Here is a 16257-nt window from a genome sequence, read left to right on the forward strand (position 1 = left end):
CAGGACCGGCTCTCAGGCCGGATGAGCGTCCGGCAGGCGCCGGGCGCGGCGCAGGGCCAGGCCCAGCCCGGCGAAGCCGGTCAGCAACAGGGCCCAGGTCGTCGGCTCAGGCACGCCGGTCGGGAAATCCACCGGGTCGGCGGGGCCGTAGACGACCCCCCAGTAGAGGTCGAAGTTCATTCCGCCGGACTTGAAACTGGTGTTGATCACCTCGCCCGCGGTGCGGTCCTCGAAATCCACCAGCCCCGCGCCGGCGGCGTCGGTGGCGTAGCGGATGTTGTCGAGGGCCAGGTAGCCGTCGCCCGGCATCTGCGAAAAACGCACGGACCTGAGGCCGCTCCAGCCGATGGCGCGGGGATGAAATCCGTAGCCCACATCGAATGTCATGCTGTCGGTGTGGCTGTCGGCGAACAGGCCGAAGATGGTCTCCGATTGCGCGCCGGCAGGATTGTGCGGACCCAGGGCAAGGTCGAGGGAGGCCAGGTCGAACGCATCCCCCGAGACGGTCGACATCACCAGCGGATCGACCGCGAAGCCGAAGACGTTGGAGGTCAAGGCCGCGCTGGCCTGGCCGCTCGCGCCAAGGGTCATGGCGGTCGCCAGGGCCGCACCGGTCAGAATTCGCCTGAACATCACACCGCTCACTCGAGGGCCTGTGGCCCGTTACGGCGCCCCCTATAGCAAAGTCTGCAAGCCCTGGGCCAGCGGAGTCCCCCCGTGCGGGAATTTGCCGCCGGACCGCCCGCCCGGTGTTTCGCCGACCCGGCTACTTCGGCGAGGGGGTTTTGACCTCGGCGACGCGGGCCTTGGGGCCCAGCACCTCGGCCAGCCGCGCCGTGGGCTTGGGCAGTTTCGGCGTGGCGGCGACGGAGCCATAGCGCAGCACATCCTCGGCGCGGGCCAGCTGGAAGTCCTTCTTGGGGTCGAAGCTCTCCGGCGGCGCTTCGGCCGGGGCGTGGGCCCCCTTGCGGACCTTGCCCTCGTCGGCGTTGAGCGCGTTCTTGAACGAGGCTTCGGAGAAGCCAAAGGCGCGGTTGGCGATCGTCTGGGCCTCGTCCCGGGTGGCGGCGACCTCCAGGTCCGGTTCGATGCCGGTCTTCTGGATCGAGCGGCCGGAAGGCGTGAAATAACGCGCCGTGGTCAGTTTCAGCGCCCCGTCCAGGCCACCGCGCAGCGGGATCACCGTCTGCACCGAGCCCTTGCCGAAGCTGGTCAGCCCGACCAGTTCGGCGCGCTTGCGGTCCTGCAGGGCGCCGGCGACGATCTCGGCCGCCGAGGCCGTGCCGGAGTCGATCAGCACCACCATGGGCAGGCCGCCGGTGATGTCGCCGGGCCGGGCGTTGTAGCGTTCCACGTCGCGCGGATCGCGGCCCCGCTGGCTGACGATCTCGCCGCCTTCCAGGAACAGGTCGGAGATGCCCACCGCCTGGTCGAGCAGGCCGCCGGGATTGCGGCGCAGGTCAAGGATCAGGCCCTTCATCTTCGGGTTCTTGGCCTTGATCGCGGCAAAGGCGGCTTGCGCCTCGTCGGTGGTCTTCTCGTTGAAGCCGGAGACCCGCAGGATGCCGTAGTCGCCGTCGAGCCGGGCGACGGCGGTCTTCTGTTTGATGACTTCGCGCACGATCTTGACGTCAAAGGGATCGGACTTCTCGCGCGCGATGGTCAGGGTCACCGTCTCGCCGGGCTTGCCGCGCATCTGCTTGACCGCCTCGTTGACCGACAGGCCCAGCACGCTCTCGCCGTTGACGCCGGTGATGTAGTCGCCGGGCTTGACGCCGGCGTTGGCGGCGGGCGTGCCGTCCATCGGCGAGATCACCTTGACCACCCCGTCCTCGCTGGTGACCTCCAGGCCCAGGCCGCCGTATTCGCCGCGCGTCTGGTCGCGCATGTCATCGAAGCCTTGCGGGTCCAGGTAGCTGGAATGGGGATCCAGCGACGTGAGCATGCCGTCGAGCGCGGCGTGGATCAGCTTGGTGTCGTCGACTGGCGTCACATATTGGCGTTCGACGATGTCGAGCACGTCGCCGAACAGGCCGAGCATTCGGTAGGTATTTGCCCGGGGCTGGGCCGCGGCCGTGGCATGCTGGCTGAGATAGGCCATGGAGCCCGCGCCGAGCACGAAGGCCGAGACGCCGATCAGGAGGTACTTCTTCATCGCCAGCCGTTGGCTCCCTTGCGGCCCAATCCCGTCCGCGGACGGGGACCGCCACCGATACGAGCCCCCGCGAGCGCTTTTCAGGCGCTCAGCCCGCTTTTCTGGTCAGCCAGCGCGCCGGATCGACGGGCGAGCCCTGCTCTCGAACCTCCAGGTAGAGTTCCCTGGGGGCCTTCTGGCCGTCCGATTGTCGACCCTGCGGCATCCATCCGACAGCCTGCCCCGCCGCGACAGATTGACCGACCGAAACGCTCGTCTGCTCCAGGCCAGCAAGCACCAGATGGTATCCGCCGGCGAGTCTTAATATCAAGATCACGCCCCAACCCTTCACCGGACCTGCGAATTGCACAGACCCCGGGCCAGGACTGGCGACCCGGGCCCCACCGGCGGCGGCGATGGTCAGGCCGTTGGCGTGGCCACCGCTGGCCAGCGCTTCTCCGAACCGACGCACGATGGGACCCGGCGTGGGACTAGCCAGGCTTTGCGGCGCGGTGATGGCCGCCGCGGGGGCGCCCCCCGCGACCGATCCGCGCAACGGCCGGCTCGGGCTGGCGTCGGCCCGTTCGCTTTCGTTGGTGAACAGCGCCTCGCTCTCCACTGCCGCCAGCCGCCGCTGGCGCATCATCTCATTGGCTTCGTGGGCGTAGCCGCTGGCGCGCAGCCGCAGGCCAGGAGTCATCGCCTTGACCAGGATCGCGGCGCGGACCGCGTCCTTGGCGTCGCGGGGCGAGACCAGCAGCGCCGGCGGCGGGTCGCGCCGCAGCTGCTCCAGCACCGACAGCAGGCGCGCCAGCTGGCTCATGTTGCGCGACTGCTCGACCGAAAGCTGGGTCTCCTCGACATTGAGCCGCGCCAGCCGGTCGGCGGTCGCGGCCACGGCCGCCGCCCCCAGCGCCAGGCTGGCGATGATCGCCGGTGCGACCAGCGGAAGGATCAGCGCGGTCTTCATTTCAGTCTCGATGATAGGGCGAACCGCCCAGGATGGTTACCGCCCGATAGACCTGTTCGGCCAGCATGGCGCGCGCCAGGGCGTGCGGCCAGGTCTGCGGCCCGAAGGCCAGACGCCCGTCCGCCGCCGCCAGCAGGGCCGGATCGAGGCCGTCGGCGCCGCCGATCAGCAACACCAGCCGGCGGACGCCGCGGTCGCGCAGCGCCGCGATCTCCTCGGCGAAGGCGCGAGACGGCCGGGCCTGACCGTGTTCGTCACAGGCGATGACCCATTTTTCCCCGACAGCGGCGTCGGCCAGGTGGGGTTTCAGCGCCAGGGCCTCGGCGGCCTTGCCGGGTTTCCTGGCCTCGATCTCCACCACCTCGACCGGGCCCAGGCCAAGCGCGCGCCCCGCGTTGGTGGCCCGCGCGAGATAGGTCTTCACCAGCTCGGTCTCCGGCGAGCGGGCCAGCCTGCCGATGGCGAGGATGGAGATCTTCAATGGGCCTTGTGGGGTCGGGGTTTCGTTTTCGCGGCGCGCGCGCGCGCGGGCGTCACCGGCGTGGTCGGCTGCAGCGGCGGCAGCGGCGCGGCTTCGTCCCAGGTCCGCATCAGCGCCAGCACCAGCTGGCTCACCGAGGAGGCCGAGACCATGCCGCTGCGTCCGGCGCCGTCGCAGATCACCCGCAGAGCCGCGTCGCCCTCGCTACCATCGTCGATCGGGTTCCAGGCGGGGTCGGCGTTGTCCTTCTGCAGAATCATGACGCCGAACCGCGAATAGACCGACAGGCTGCGCCAGCGAATCCGCCGCCCCGCACAGTCATATTCGTTCAGGGTGCGCACGTAGCCCGGCTGTCGCGGCCCGCCCGAGACGATGCTGCGATGCACGCTGACGTCCCAGGCCCGGTGCAGCTTTCCCCCCAGGGATTCCACCGTCTGGGGATTGAGCACGGTGACGATGTCGGCGTCCGACCGGGTCACCGCATAGAGGCTCGCGTGGGCTGGCGGCCCGCCGATCAGGGCCGCACAGGCGGTCAGAACAATCCATCTTGCGCCGCCGTCCAGGGTCATCGTCAGCTCGCGTCCAGCCCGCGTCGCGCAGGATCGACGCCCCGAATAGCGCCCGACCCGTCAAATTGACGTTACCCGCGCGGCCGTGCGCACGATAGGTAGCGTGCGCTCCGGCGTTCCCGCAGTTCGAAAGTGTAGCGCCCGGTGGAAGATATGGACCGCATCGCCACGGCGCGCCCGGGGCGCCCGATGAGGCGTCCGCGCCGGCCTGACGTCATTGCGATAGTGCAGGCCGCCGGCCTTCGAAGACGATCGCGAGCCATGATCCCGCCACACCGCGCGAAAATCCGGACGACGTGACCGCCCTTTCCAGCAAACCACACGATCAGACCGGGGTCGGCGGACTGACCGCGACGAACACCGTTCTGCTTCTCATCGCCGGTTTCACCCTGCTGCGCGTGGGGTCGGCGATGCTGATCGGGCTCGGCGTCGACGAGGCCTACACACTGGCGATCGCGCGGCAGCTTCAACTGTCCTACTTCGACCACCCGCCACTGCACCTGTGGATCGTGCATCTGTTCGGCGCGGTGCTGGGCTACGGGCGTCTGGCGCGCCTGCCCTTCATCGCGCTGTTCGCGGGTTCGTGCTGGCTGCTGTTCCGACTGACCGGGCGACTGTTCGGAGAGCGGGCCGGCGCGTGGGCCGTGCTGACCCTGAATCTATCGGGTTTCTTCACCGTGGTCGCCGGCTCCTGGGTGTTGCCGGACGGCCCGTTGATCTTCTGCCTGGTGGCCGCCGCCGGCCAACTGGAGGGGCTGCTGTTCCGACCCGGCCCCGACGCGGCGGACCGCAGGATCTCGCTCCGGGCCTGGTCGGTCGCGGGCCTGTGGATCGGATTGGCCGGGCTGTCGAAATACCAGGCGGTGCTGTTCGCGGCGGGCCTGGTTGTGTTTCTGTTCGCGACCGCCCGCGGCCGCGCCTGGCTGCGTCGGCCCGGCCCCTATCTGGCGGCCCTTATCGCCGTGGCGATCGTTTCGCCGGTGATCATCTGGAACGCGCAGCATCAATGGGCCTCGTTCGCCTTTCAGGGCGGACGGGCGGCGGCGGCCCACGGCTTGCGGCCCCTGGCGCCCGGGTTGGCGTCGCTCGGCCAGGCGGCGCTGCTGCTGCCGTGGATTTTCGTCCCCCTGATCTGGGCGGCCTGCCGCAGCTTGCGGCCCGAATGGACAGACCAGCGCAGGGGGTTCTGCCTCGCCTTGAGCCTGCCCGGCATTGTCCTCTTCACCCTGACGCCGCTCTGGGGCCAGCCCTCCCTGCCGCACTGGGCGATGCCGGCGTGGCTGTTCCTGTTTCCCTTGCTTGGACAGATGCTGGCCGAGGCCGCCGCCTGGCGGCGCTGGCCGAGAATATGGGCGGCGGCGTCCTTTGTGGCGCTGGGCGCCCTGTGGACGGTTCTGCTCAGCGACGCCTCAACAGGTTGGGTGGGGCGCACCTGGCCGAGGGTCTTCGCCAAGGGAGATCCGACGCGGGAATTGGTCGAGTGGGGACCGCTCGCGCGCCAGTTGAACGATGTGACGGTGCTTCAGGGGCGCACGCCGTTCCTCGTCTCGATGAAGTGGAGCGAGGCCGGCCGGCTCGCCCCGATGGCCCCGGCCGGGGCGCCGGTCATGGTGTTCTCTGACGATCCGCGAGGGTTCGGCTACAGGCGCGACGTCGGAGCCCTGATCGGACGCGATGCGCTGATCGTGGTGAAGCCCGAGGACCTCGCCGACGGCCTGTCCTGGATCAGGCCCTGCTTCGGGTCCGTTGAACCTTTGAAGGTGGCCATCATCGGCCGCGGCGGCCGCCCCGAACTGCAACTCCACCTCTTGGCCGGCCACGACCTCCAGCCCGCCTGTTCGCAGTTGGGCAGACCCGGCAAGGCGGCGCTCGCCCAGTGGCGCGCGCTGAAGGCGCGTCCGGCGCCATCCCGTCCGGCCAGCGGATGACCGGGGCCGCGGCCCCTCGACTGGCGACCTATCGCTTCGTTGCCTCCGCGGGGCAGACGTCGGCGATGCGGCGGGCGTCGGTGATCCCCGCACCCCGCAACGGCACGCCCGCGATCCGCGTTCGCAGCCTGGCCTTGAGCTGAAATGACGTCGGCGCATAGGTCCCCTCAGCGCTGATCTGGGCGACCTGGCCGTGGGTTTCGACGCAGGTTCCCTTCAGCGTCAGCCGGCCGTCTCCGACCTCCCGCGTCGGGTAAGTACAGGCGTAGTGGGCATTGCTGGGACCTTGCAGAACCCCTGAGATGTCCGCGGCGGTAAAGCACTTTCGTTCCACGGTCCGGAAGTGGAAGAGGAATATCCAGGTGTTGGTGGTCTCCCAGTAGCCTGGCAGCGGAGCGGCGGCGTCCGCCGGATGAGCGGCCGGCGGACGCGCCAACACGATCAGGGCGGCGGCGGCCAGGGCGGCTGTGGAAGGCGACATCGGGCAGGGCGGGCTCCGGGGGCGGCGACGGGAACCTTCGCCGCGCGGGCCGTTCGGCGCAAGGGCGCCCCCGGTGGCGGACGGCCGCTCACGCCGCCCTGGCCTCGAGCGCGTATCGGCGGCAGTGATTCAGATAGGCCGCCTCGTGGCTCTGAATCAGCTCGACGATCGCCGACCAGAGCCAGGACGGGGCGTCCAGCGTCTTGGACCGGTTGCGCGACAGCTCCGCCAGCCAGCCCGCCTTGGTGGCGGCGTCCATCTGCCGGGCATGGGCGCGGCCGACCACCAGGGCCAGGTAGTGCGCCGCGCGCACCGCCTCCGCGCGGGTCAGGTTCTCGATATCCAGCTTGAGGTCCTGCGGCGTCAGCTCGCGGATCACCACTTCCCGACGCAACAGCTTGCCGGCCAGCATGCGCCTGCCGAGGAAAGGCGACAGGGCGCGGGCCCCGGCGACCACCCGTTCGGCGTTGTTGGCGGGCATCTCGGCGTCCGGCGCGCGCGGCGCGGCCGCGGCCGCCGCCTCCTTGATGTCGATCAGGCAGGTCTCGGACTCGCCGTCCTCCCCGCCCACGCCGACCAGCAGGGCGTAGCGCAGCCGTCCCAAGGAGCTGCAGCCCTTCATCCAGTAGGCGCCGTCGAGGATTTCGATGGGGGCGTCGTCCGGCCGATGCTGCAAGCTCGTGACCAGTTTGCGCAGGCCCTCGTCGTCCGTCAGGGCGGTCAAGGCCGCGCGTTCGGCCTGCGAAAGCGCCCAGAACCGTTCGCCCAGCGGGATGGCCGGCCGCACGTCCTCGATCCGCTCGCGCGCCAGATGTTTCCAGCGCCGGGTCAGCGCCTGCTTCAGCACCCGGCGCACCTCCCGCGGCGCGCGATCCGTGTCCGGGGTCAGGGTCTCGCCCTGCAGGCCCGCCTCATAACCCTCGACCATCTGTTCGACCATCAGCGCGGTGGTGACGCCCGGCAGATTGGAGCCTCGCGCCGCCGTGGCCAGCGACAGGCCCAGGCGGATCAGGTCGTGCGCCGGATTGCCGATCACCGTCTGGTCGAGGTCGCGGATCTGGATCGCCACCTGGCCACGGGCGCTGGACACCGGGCCCAGGTTGCCGGAATGGCAGTCGCCGCAGATCCATACCGCCGGTCCGTGGGGAACGCGCCCAGCGCCGGCCTCCAGCCATTCATAGAACTTCTCGGTCGATCCGCGCACGTAGGCGTGGGCCGAACGGGTCATTTTCTCGCGCTGGGCGTCACGCAGGATCGCGGCGCGTGCGTCGGGATCGGGGGAACTGAACCTGGCCATGCTGCACGGTGAAGCTCACCGCGCGCCGGAAGGTTCCCCGCCGGCGTTCGGGCCAAGTTCGCGGCGAGGATCAGGCGGCGTAGCTCAGGGGGTGCGGTTCGGCGCCGAGGCCCTGCTCGAAGTCCTGCAGCAGTTCCAGGATCTCGCCCATCGACGCCATCAGCGGCTTGCCCTCCGGGAATCGGTAGCGCCAGAAGGTGGCCACATGGCTGAGCGTGCCGGCGCCTTCGCCCAGCGCCATGAACATCTCAGGCGAGGCCAGCAGGAAGTCGCGGAAGGCGATGGCGTTGCCTTCGGTCAGCTGGGCGAACACCCCGTCATAGGTCCTCAGATAGCCCATCACCGTCTTGACCTGACCCTCCATGGCGCCGCGCAGCCGCAGCTTCATCTCGTCGATCAGCACCATCAGGTCGCGGTCGCGCGGACCGATCACCCGCAGCTTCATCACCTCGACCAGCACCTCCTTGAGCCGGGGCCAAAGGGTGTTCAGCACCCATTTGTAATAGAGGAAGCCCTTCCAGCTGAAGATCCCCTCGCGATAGCTCTCGCCCTCGAGCTGCAGGGTCAGGCGCAGCGGCTCCAGCCGCTCGTCGGTCTTCGACGACAGCAGCGCCTCCACCAGCCGGCCGGTGGCCCCGCCGGAGCCCGATCCGCCGTAGGCCAGCTCGATCAGCCGGGCGATCTCGCCGCCGACGAACCGCTGCATCTTATCCACGTCGCCGGGCGAGATGTCGAAATGGGTGGGGCTGACCTCGAAGCCGCGGCGTTTCATGTGCTCGCGCAGCAGGAACGGGTCGAGCGAGGGCAGCTCATTGAACGCCTCGAGGATTTCAACGTCGCGGACCATCTCCTCGGTCCCGCCGCGCAGTTCGGCGAGCACCGGCAGCCAGCCCTTTTCGCCGACGAACACGGTGCGTCCGCCCAGCGCCAGGTCGGACTTGTCGAACGGCGCGATGACCTTGGTGGCGGTGCGCTGCAGACCCTCGAACAGATCCGTCTCTTCGGCGCGCAGGCGGTGTTTCAGGACCACGCAGCTGTTCAGGATCGGGCTTTTGAACAGCGGCGCCGCGGCATGTTCGGGGTTGCCGGCGTTGCGCACGGCCAGGGCGGCCAGGTTCAGCACGCGGCTGGTGGACGCGGTCTTCTCCAGCCCGCGCAGGCTGCGATAGATGCGCTCGTTCGAACCCGCCACGTGGGACCATCCGGTCAATACGGCCGCTTCTGCGACCTTCATCAGGGCGCACCATCGGCGCGAAACCCGAAAGGAGGGTTAAGGACAGTCTGACGGGCGGTCGGGAGCGCCGCCCGGGTCGCGGTCCCGGTCGCTGTGCGAGTCGCTGTGCGAATCTGGCGGGCTGACGATATGGGCGCTGATCTCCCCCGTCGGGTCCTCGCCCTTCAGGAACACCCAGGTCAGGGGCCGGACGGGACTGTGGCGGATCTCCACGCCGTCGTACCAGGCCAGGTCCAGGGCCGGATCGGGATCGAGCCGGATCGCCGTCTCACCGCCCTCGACGATCAGCCGGGTGAGATCGGCGCGACTGCATTCGATCCACGCCAGCTGCAGGCCCCGACCCCGCAGCTCAGCCAGCTTTTCGTTCAGGGCCTCGGTGAGTCGCCAGGGCTCTGCCTGGGTCTCCGGCGCCGGCTCGCGCCGCGCCTGCTGTGGGGACATCGACATGCCCCCATGCTAACGCCTCAGCTGAGTCGGCCAAATACCAGGTTCGCTGAAGGGCGAGAACGACGCCGTGCCAGGCTTTGGCTCTCGCGTTGACACTCCGGCCCCCATGCGTATAAGTCCCGCCCTCTCGCCCGTGGGCCATCTCGCGGGCGCTTTCCGTTTTGCACAGACACTTAAAAGAATTCGAAGGCTGGACCGATGTACGCGGTGATCAAAACCGGCGGCAAGCAGTACCGGGTATCCCCCGGCGATCTGATGGTCGTTGAAAAGCTCGCGGGCGAGCCCGGCTCGGCCGTGGCGTTCGCCGAGGTGCTGATGGTTGGCGAGGGCGACGCGGTTGTCGTCGGCGCCCCCACGGTGGCCGGCGCATCGGTCTCGGCGACCCTGATCGAAACCCGCAAGGGCGAGAAGATCAAGATCTTCAAGAAGATCCGCCGCCAGGGCTATCGCCGCACCGGCGGGCACCGCCAGCACGAGACCGCCCTGCGCGTCACCGGCATCACCGGCGCCGACGGCAAGGAAACCAAGTGGGACGGCAAGGTCGAGCTGATCACCAAGGGCGAACTCGACGCCCGCGCCCGGGGTCTGGTGTTCATCAGCCCGGCCGCGCAGGCCGAAGCCGCCGCGGCCGCCAAGGTCCAGACGCCTCGCAAGGCGGCTGTCGCCAAGCCGGCCAAGGCCAAGGCCGCCCCCAAGGTCGTAGAGGCCGAAGCGAAGGTCGACGCTGCGCCGAAGAAGGCCGCCGCCAAGCCTGCCGCCGAGAAGAAGGCTGCCGCGCCCAAGGCGGAGGCCGCGAAGCCTGCGACGAAGGCCGCCGCGGCGAAGCCCGCCGCCATCAAGAAGGACAAGTCGGCCAAGTAGGGCCGGCTAGGTTTAGGAGAGCACCATGGCTCACAAGAAATCAGGCGGCTCCTCGCGCAACGGGCGCGATTCGGCTGGCCAGCGCCTCGGCGTGAAGAAATTTGGCGGCGAAGCGGTGCTGGCCGGCAACATCCTCGTGCGCCAGCGCGGCACCAAGTTCTGGCCGGGCGACAATGTCGGCCTCGGTCGCGACCATACCCTGTTCGCCACTGCCACCGGCGCGGTGAAGTTCATCACCAAGCGCGACGACCGAACCTACGTCAACGTGATCCCGGCGATGCCGGCAGCAGCCGAATAGCGGAACCCACCTTTCTCCGGTTCCGCCCCTTCAAAATGGCGGACCGGACAGACGAACCTTCGCGGGGAGTCCGGTCAGCCGGGCTCCCCGCTTTCGTTTTGGTCCCTGATCGCCTCCCGCAAAGGGCGTGACGGGTCGGGAGGTAGATATGTGCGCTATCGAAGTGTCCCCTGTCGTTTCGACGGAACGTCTGATCCTGCGTGGGTCGGTGCGCGGCGACGCCGTCGCGCTCGCCCATCTGGCCGGTGATCTCAATGTGTCCGGCATGACCACGTCCATGCCCCATCCCTACGCCCTGGCGCATGCGGAAGACTGGCTCGACCGGGCGATGGCGTGCGACTGGGCGCGCGAGGCGCTGTTCGTCCTCGAACACCGCAACTTCGGCGTGGTCGGGACCGTGGGGTTCGACCACCGGCGCGGCGATCGCCCGGAGCTCGGCTTCTGGCTGGGCCGGCCGTTCTGGAACCGGGGCTACGCCACCGAGGCGGTGCGCGGGGCGCTGAAGTGGGTCAAGCGCGACTGGCGCCGGCACGTGGTGGTTGCCGGCCACTTCGCCGACAACCCGGCGTCGGGGACGGTGCTGTGCAAGGCGGGCTTCCTCTACACCGGCGACGTCGAGCCGCGCGCCTCCGTGGCCCGGAGCCGCAGCGACGTGCCGACGCGGATGATGGTCTGGCTGGGTTAGACGCTGCTCCCGGTTGGCTTTCCGCAAGCCAGCCGAGGAACGGCGCCTAATCGTGGCTGGCCGGCGCCAGTCGCTCATCTTCCGGGCCCGCGCGGCCTGAGGCCAGCACGAAGCGGCGGTCGCAGTAGGGGCACTCGACAAAGGCGGCCACGCCCATCTCCAGATAGACCCGCGGGTGGCCCAGGGTTCCGCCGACCCCGTCGCAGGCGACCCGGCCGGACGTCACCACGATGATCTCAGGAGGCTGCAGGTCGGGCGCCAGCCCCGGCTGGGCCGGCATCGGCTCGGGCCGGGCCTTGCCAGGCGCCTTGATCGGAGTTTTGCGAGCCATCTGGTCGTCCTTGTTGGCGTAGGCACGCCGCGCGCCTAGGTATGCGAGCGCGGCTTTCCCAGTCAACGCAGGGATGGCAATCGAATGGAACCGAATGGACCTTCCTGACTACGCGATCGAGGCCCGGGGCCTGGTCAAGACCTACGCCGCCACCAAGACGACGCCGGAAATGCAGGCGCTGAAAGGCATCGACCTGGCGATCCCGCGCGGCTCGATCTTCGGCCTGCTGGGCCCCAACGGCGCCGGCAAGTCGACCTTCATCAACATCCTGGCGGGCCTGTGCCGCAAGACCTCGGGCACGGTCTCGATCTGGGGCCGCGACATCGACGAGCGGCCCCGCGACGCCCGCGCCGCCATCGGGGTGGTGCCGCAGGAGATCGCCGCCGATCCGTTCTTCACCCCGCGCGAATCGCTGGAGGTCGCCGCCGGCATGTACGCCGTGCCGAAATCCGAGCGCCGGACCATGGAGCTGCTCAACGCCCTGGGCCTGGGCGACAAGGCGGGCGCCTACGTCCGCCAGCTCTCCGGCGGCATGAAGCGCCGGCTGATGGTGGCCAAGGCCATGGTCCACAACCCGCCCGTGCTGATCCTCGATGAGCCCACCGCCGGCGTCGATGTGGAGCTGCGCCGTCAGCTCTGGGCCTATGTGCTGGAGCTCAACCGCAAGGGCGTGACCATCGTGCTGACCACGCACTACCTGGAGGAGGCCCAGGAGCTGTGCGACCAGATCGCCATCATCAACCGGGGGCAGGTGGTGGCCTGCGAGCCCACCACAACCCTGCTTGCCCGCATGGACACCCGCAAGGTGCTGGTGACGCCCGAGGAGCCGATGACCGCGGCGCCGGCGCTGGCCGGGTTCGAGACGGCGCTGCTGGCGTCGGGCGGCTTCTCGGTCACCTACCGCACCGGCCAATCAACGGTGGAACAGATCCTCGCCGCTATCCGCGCCGCCGGCCTGCACATCAAGGACATCTCCACCGAGGACCCGGACCTGGAAGACGTGTTCGTGTCGCTGACCTACGCGGCGCCGGAGGCGGTGGATTAGCAAGGGCCCCGTTGCGGGAGGGACGTCAGCTTCCCGATGTCCGGCCACCGATAGGCCACCTCGTAGAGCAGCCGCCCGCCCGGACCCGGCTCCTGCCGCGCCGCCTCAGGCTCGCCGCCCAGGTGTTCGTAGAAGCCGCGGGCGCGCAGGTTGTCGCGCAGGACCGAGATCCTCAGCGAGGTCGCGCCCCGGGCGGCCAGGGCGCGGGCGGTCTCGACCATCAGTCGCTGACCCAGGCCGTGGCCCTGGGCCAGACGCAGGACGTAGAGGGTGGCGATCTCGGCCTCGCCCCCCTTCTCGATTGGCGCGACGCCACGCCGCGACAGGCCGCCCTGCGCATAGCCCACCAGCCCGTCGCGGGCGGCGGCCGCCAGGGTGACGGTGTCGCCGGGCGCGGTTAGGGTTCGCCGAAAGCGGCGCGAAAAGCCCGGCTCGCTCATCCGCGCCAGAAAGGCGTCCGCCAGCAGGCCGCGGTAGGTCTCGCGCCAGGACGCCACATGGACGCGCGCCAGGTCCTCGGCGTCCGACGGCCCGGCAGGGAAGACCACGAAGCTCACGACCGAAGCTCCACCAAAGACCACATCCGTCCACAGCTTGGGCCTGTTCGCCCCGGGTTCAAGACCTCTCGGGGGCTGTAGGACTCACTTTCCTCCGATAGCGTCCCCACGTCGATGAACGCCCAGACCCCTCACCACGAAGCCGACCCCGCCGCCGGCGCCTCGCCGGTCATGGCGCAGTATTTCACGGCCAAGGCGCGCCAGCCCGACGCCCTGGTGTTCTTCCGCATGGGCGATTTCTATGAGCTGTTCTTCGACGACGCGCGCAAGGCCGCCGCCGCGCTCGGCATCACGCTGACCGCGCGCGGCGTCCATGCCGGCCAGCCGATCGCCATGTGCGGGGTGCCGGTGCATGCGGCGGAAGCCTATCTCGCCAAGCTGATCCGCGCCGGGTTCAAGGTCGCCGTCTGCGAGCAGATGGAAAACCCGGCCGAGGCCCGCAAGCGCGGCGCAAAGTCGGTGGTCCGCCGCGACGTGGTCCGCGTGGTGACGCCGGGCACGCTGACCGAGGAGGGCCTGCTCGATGCGCGCGGATCCAACCGGCTGGCGGCCATTGCGGTGCGCGGCGGCCAGGCGGCCGTGGCCAGCGTCGAGCTTTCCACCGGCGAGGTCGAATGCCAGGGAACCAGCGTCGCGGGCCTGGCCTCGGCGCTGGCGGCCCTGGGTCCCTCGGAGATCCTGGTTCCCGACCGGCTGTTCGCCGACGAGGCCATCGCCAGTGCGCTGAAGTCCGCCGGCGGCTTCGTCCAGCCGCTGCCCCAGGCGTTGGCCGAACCGGCGGCTTCGGAAGCCCGGCTGAAGCGGCTCTATGGGGTGGAGACGCTTGACGGCTTCGGCGCGCTTTCCGGCGCGGAGATTTCCGCCCTGGGACTGATCGCCGCCCACCTTGAGACCACCCAGGCCGGCAGGCTCCCGGCGCTTTCGGCGCCGCGCCGGGCCGGCGAGGCCGACGTCATGGCCATCGATCCGGCCACCCGCGCCAGCCTGGAGATCGAAAAGTCCACCTCCGGCTCGCGCGAGGGCTCGCTGCTGGCGGCCATCGACCGCACGATGACGGCGCCGGGCGCCCGCCTGCTGGCCGCCCGGCTGGCCCAGCCGCTGCTCGACCCCGCCGCCATCGACGCCCGCCTGGATGCGGTGGCCTGGTTCTGCGACCACCGCGCGCAGCGGCAAAGGCTGCGCGAAGCGCTGAAGGGCCTGGGCGACATGGCGCGCGCGCTGTCGCGTCTGGTGCTGGGCCGCGGCGGACCTCGTGACCTTGGCGCTTTGCGCGACGGCCTGGCCATCGGCGAGGCGGCAGCCGGCCTGTTCGTCTCCGCCCGTGACCCGCTGGTCGAACTTCCCGCCGAAATCGCCCTGGCCCTGGCGGCGCTGACCCCGGCCGGGCGCCCCGATCTCGCCCGCTTCCGCGCCCTGCTGGTCGAGGGCCTGGGTTTCGACCTGCCGGTCCAGGCCCGCGACGGCGGCTTCGTCGGCGAAGGCGTCCGCCCCGAACTCGATCAGGCCCGCGCGCTGCGCGACGACAGCCGCCGCGTGATCCTGCAGCTTGAGGCGCGGCTGGCGTCGGAGAGCGGCGTGGCGCTGAAGATCCGGCACAACGCGGTGCTGGGCTATTTCGTCGAGACCACCGCCAAGGCCGGCGAACCGCTGATGACGGCGCCGCTGAACGCCACCTTCATCCACCGCCAGACCCTGGCCAACCAGGTGCGCTTCACCACGGTGGAGCTGGCCGAGCTCGACGCCCGGATCGCCCAGGCCGCCGAGCGCGCGCTGGCCATCGAGCTCGACACCTTCGAGGCCTGGCGCGAGGCTGCGACCCAGGTGGCCGCCGACATCCAGGCTGCAGCCGGCGCCGCCGCACGCCTGGATGTCGCATCGGCCATCGCCGAGTGGGCCGAGGACGTGGGCGCGAGCCGTCCCGTCGTCGATCGCTCCACCGCCTTCGAGGCGCAGGCCGCCCGCCATCCGGTGGTCGAGGCCGCCGTGCGCCGCGCCGGCGCGGCCTTCACCCCCAACGACTGCCGGCTCGATGGCTCCGGCGCCGGCGGCCCGCGCCTGGCGCTGGTCAGCGGCCCGAACATGGCCGGCAAGTCGACCTTCCTGCGCCAGAACGCGCTCTTGGCCGTGCTGGCCCAGGCCGGCTGTTTTGTGCCCGCCAAGCGACTGCGGCTGGGCGTTGTCGACCGCCTGTTCAGCCGCGTCGGCGCCGGCGACGATCTAGCCCGCGGCCGCTCCACCTTCATGGCCGAGATGGTCGAGACCGCCGCCATCCTCACCCAGGCCACCCCGCGATCCCTGGTGATCCTCGACGAGATCGGCCGCGGCACCGCCACCTACGACGGCCTGGCCATCGCCTGGGCCTGCACCGAGGCGCTGCATGAAGTGAACCGCTGCCGGGCGCTGTTCGCCACCCACTACCACGAGCTGGCCGTGCTCGAAGGCCGGCTAGCCTATGTCGCCAACCTGTCGCTCAAGGCCAAGGAGTGGAACGGCGACCTGATCTTCCTACACGAGGCCGGTCCCGGCCCTGCCGACCGCAGCTACGGCGTCCAGGTGGCCAAGCTGGCCGGCGTGCCGCCGCCGGTGGTCACCCGCGCCCGCCAGGTGCTGGAGCGCCTGGAGCGTGAGGCGGCGGGGCCGGCCAACCTCGACGACCTGCCGCTGTTCGCCGCCACGGCCCCCGGCGTCGCCGAACGCTCGGGTCCAAGCCCCGCCGAGGAAGCCCTCCGCGCCCTGGAGCCCGACGGCATGAGCCCGCGCGAAGCCATGGACGCGCTCTACCGGCTGAAGGGGCTGCTCGGATGAATTCGCCTGCGCGGGCGATTGTCGCTGGCGCCTGGCGCCCTGTCGGGTTCAACATTCTGCCAGTCCGCCGCGCGGCGGCGCTACGGAGACGACCATGGATGACGCCGGCCTGATCGATATCGCCCGGGAGGTTC

General features: G+C 70.1%; 17 protein-coding genes. 6 read left to right on the top strand and 11 right to left on the bottom strand.

All coding sequences use genetic code 11. The features are described from left to right. Positions 1 to 12: 12 nt before the first annotated feature. From RMN86_RS00950 to RMN86_RS00970, 5 genes are all read right to left on the bottom strand, one after another. On the bottom strand, positions 13 to 633 hold the full coding sequence (locus RMN86_RS00950; protein WP_309603948.1) for a PEPxxWA-CTERM sorting domain-containing protein: 621 nt from the start codon (positions 631 to 633) through the stop codon (positions 13 to 15). A 133-nt stretch (positions 634 to 766) separates the two neighbouring features. Further along, entirely contained in the window at positions 767 to 2155 is a 1389-nt protein-coding gene (locus RMN86_RS00955; protein ID WP_309603949.1) for a S41 family peptidase, read from the bottom strand. 88 nt (positions 2156 to 2243) lie between these two features. Then, positions 2244 to 3104 (bottom strand): peptidoglycan DD-metalloendopeptidase family protein, encoded by an 861-nt coding sequence (locus RMN86_RS00960; protein WP_309603950.1) that lies wholly within the window; start codon positions 3102 to 3104, stop codon positions 2244 to 2246. A gap of 1 nt (position 3105) precedes the next feature. Then, a complete protein-coding gene (rlmH, locus tag RMN86_RS00965) occupies positions 3106 to 3585 on the bottom strand; it encodes a 23S rRNA (pseudouridine(1915)-N(3))-methyltransferase RlmH (RefSeq protein ID WP_309603951.1) in 480 nt (159 codons plus the stop codon). Beyond that, the gene (locus RMN86_RS00970) at positions 3582 to 4154 is read right to left on the bottom strand and encodes a surface-adhesin E family protein (protein ID WP_309603952.1); all 573 of its coding nucleotides are present in this window, start codon (positions 4152 to 4154) and stop codon (positions 3582 to 3584) included. The genes rlmH and RMN86_RS00970 overlap by 4 nt, the downstream gene beginning before the upstream one ends. Before the next feature lie 296 nt (positions 4155 to 4450). On the opposite strand from RMN86_RS00970, the gene RMN86_RS00975 reads away from it, so the two are divergent. Further along, on the top strand, positions 4451 to 6082 hold the full coding sequence (locus RMN86_RS00975) for a glycosyltransferase family 39 protein (RefSeq protein WP_309603953.1): 1632 nt from the start codon (positions 4451 to 4453) through the stop codon (positions 6080 to 6082). 28 nt (positions 6083 to 6110) lie between these two features. Here RMN86_RS00975 and RMN86_RS00980 read toward each other — a convergent pair whose 3' ends face one another. From RMN86_RS00980 to RMN86_RS00995, 4 genes are all read right to left on the bottom strand, one after another. After that, a complete protein-coding gene (locus tag RMN86_RS00980) occupies positions 6111 to 6563 on the bottom strand; it encodes a DUF3617 family protein (protein ID WP_309603954.1) in 453 nt (150 codons plus the stop codon). Between the two features lie 88 nt (positions 6564 to 6651). Beyond that, the gene (locus RMN86_RS00985) at positions 6652 to 7860 is read right to left on the bottom strand and encodes a DUF2252 family protein (RefSeq protein ID WP_309603955.1); all 1209 of its coding nucleotides are present in this window, start codon (positions 7858 to 7860) and stop codon (positions 6652 to 6654) included. A 70-nt stretch (positions 7861 to 7930) separates the two neighbouring features. Continuing rightward, positions 7931 to 9070, bottom strand: coding sequence for a hypothetical protein (locus tag RMN86_RS00990; protein ID WP_309603956.1), 1140 nt, complete (start codon positions 9068 to 9070; stop codon positions 7931 to 7933). Positions 9071 to 9130: 60 nt separating this feature from the next. After that, positions 9131 to 9541, bottom strand: coding sequence for a hypothetical protein (locus RMN86_RS00995; RefSeq protein WP_309603957.1), 411 nt, complete (start codon positions 9539 to 9541; stop codon positions 9131 to 9133). Between the two features lie 198 nt (positions 9542 to 9739). Here RMN86_RS00995 and rplU point away from each other — a divergent pair, with 198 nt between their 5' ends. The 3 genes from rplU (at position 9740) to RMN86_RS01010 (ending at position 11385) form a co-directional block, all read left to right on the top strand. After that, a complete protein-coding gene (gene rplU, locus RMN86_RS01000; protein ID WP_309603958.1) occupies positions 9740 to 10402 on the top strand; it encodes a 50S ribosomal protein L21 in 663 nt (220 codons plus the stop codon). A 25-nt stretch (positions 10403 to 10427) separates the two neighbouring features. Beyond that, on the top strand, positions 10428 to 10700 hold the full coding sequence (gene rpmA, locus RMN86_RS01005; protein WP_309603959.1) for a 50S ribosomal protein L27: 273 nt from the start codon (positions 10428 to 10430) through the stop codon (positions 10698 to 10700). Between the two features lie 148 nt (positions 10701 to 10848). Continuing rightward, positions 10849 to 11385: a GNAT family N-acetyltransferase gene (locus RMN86_RS01010; protein ID WP_309603960.1), complete on the top strand. Its 537-nt coding sequence runs from the start codon at positions 10849 to 10851 to the stop codon at positions 11383 to 11385. 46 nt (positions 11386 to 11431) lie between these two features. Here the strand turns inward: RMN86_RS01010 and RMN86_RS01015 are convergent, their stop codons facing one another. Beyond that, positions 11432 to 11716 (bottom strand): zinc-finger domain-containing protein, encoded by a 285-nt coding sequence (locus tag RMN86_RS01015; protein WP_405041293.1) that lies wholly within the window; start codon positions 11714 to 11716, stop codon positions 11432 to 11434. Between the two features lie 94 nt (positions 11717 to 11810). Here RMN86_RS01015 and RMN86_RS01020 point away from each other — a divergent pair, with 94 nt between their 5' ends. Beyond that, positions 11811 to 12761: an ABC transporter ATP-binding protein gene (locus tag RMN86_RS01020; RefSeq protein WP_309603961.1), complete on the top strand. Its 951-nt coding sequence runs from the start codon at positions 11811 to 11813 to the stop codon at positions 12759 to 12761. On the opposite strand, the gene RMN86_RS01025 is transcribed toward RMN86_RS01020, so the two are convergent. After that, positions 12758 to 13318 carry a GNAT family N-acetyltransferase gene (locus RMN86_RS01025; RefSeq protein ID WP_309603962.1) on the bottom strand — a complete coding sequence of 187 codons (561 nt, stop codon included), beginning with the start codon at positions 13316 to 13318 and terminating at the stop codon, positions 12758 to 12760. The genes RMN86_RS01020 and RMN86_RS01025 overlap by 4 nt on opposite strands. A gap of 114 nt (positions 13319 to 13432) precedes the next feature. Between RMN86_RS01025 and mutS the strand changes: the two genes are divergently transcribed. Then, positions 13433 to 16123 (top strand): DNA mismatch repair protein MutS, encoded by a 2691-nt coding sequence (mutS, locus tag RMN86_RS01030; protein WP_309603963.1) that lies wholly within the window; start codon positions 13433 to 13435, stop codon positions 16121 to 16123. Positions 16124 to 16257: the final 134 nt, after the last annotated feature.

The sequence above is a fragment of the Phenylobacterium sp. genome (genome assembly GCF_031360265.1).
In the GTDB taxonomy this organism is placed as follows: domain Bacteria; phylum Pseudomonadota; class Alphaproteobacteria; order Caulobacterales; family Caulobacteraceae; genus Phenylobacterium.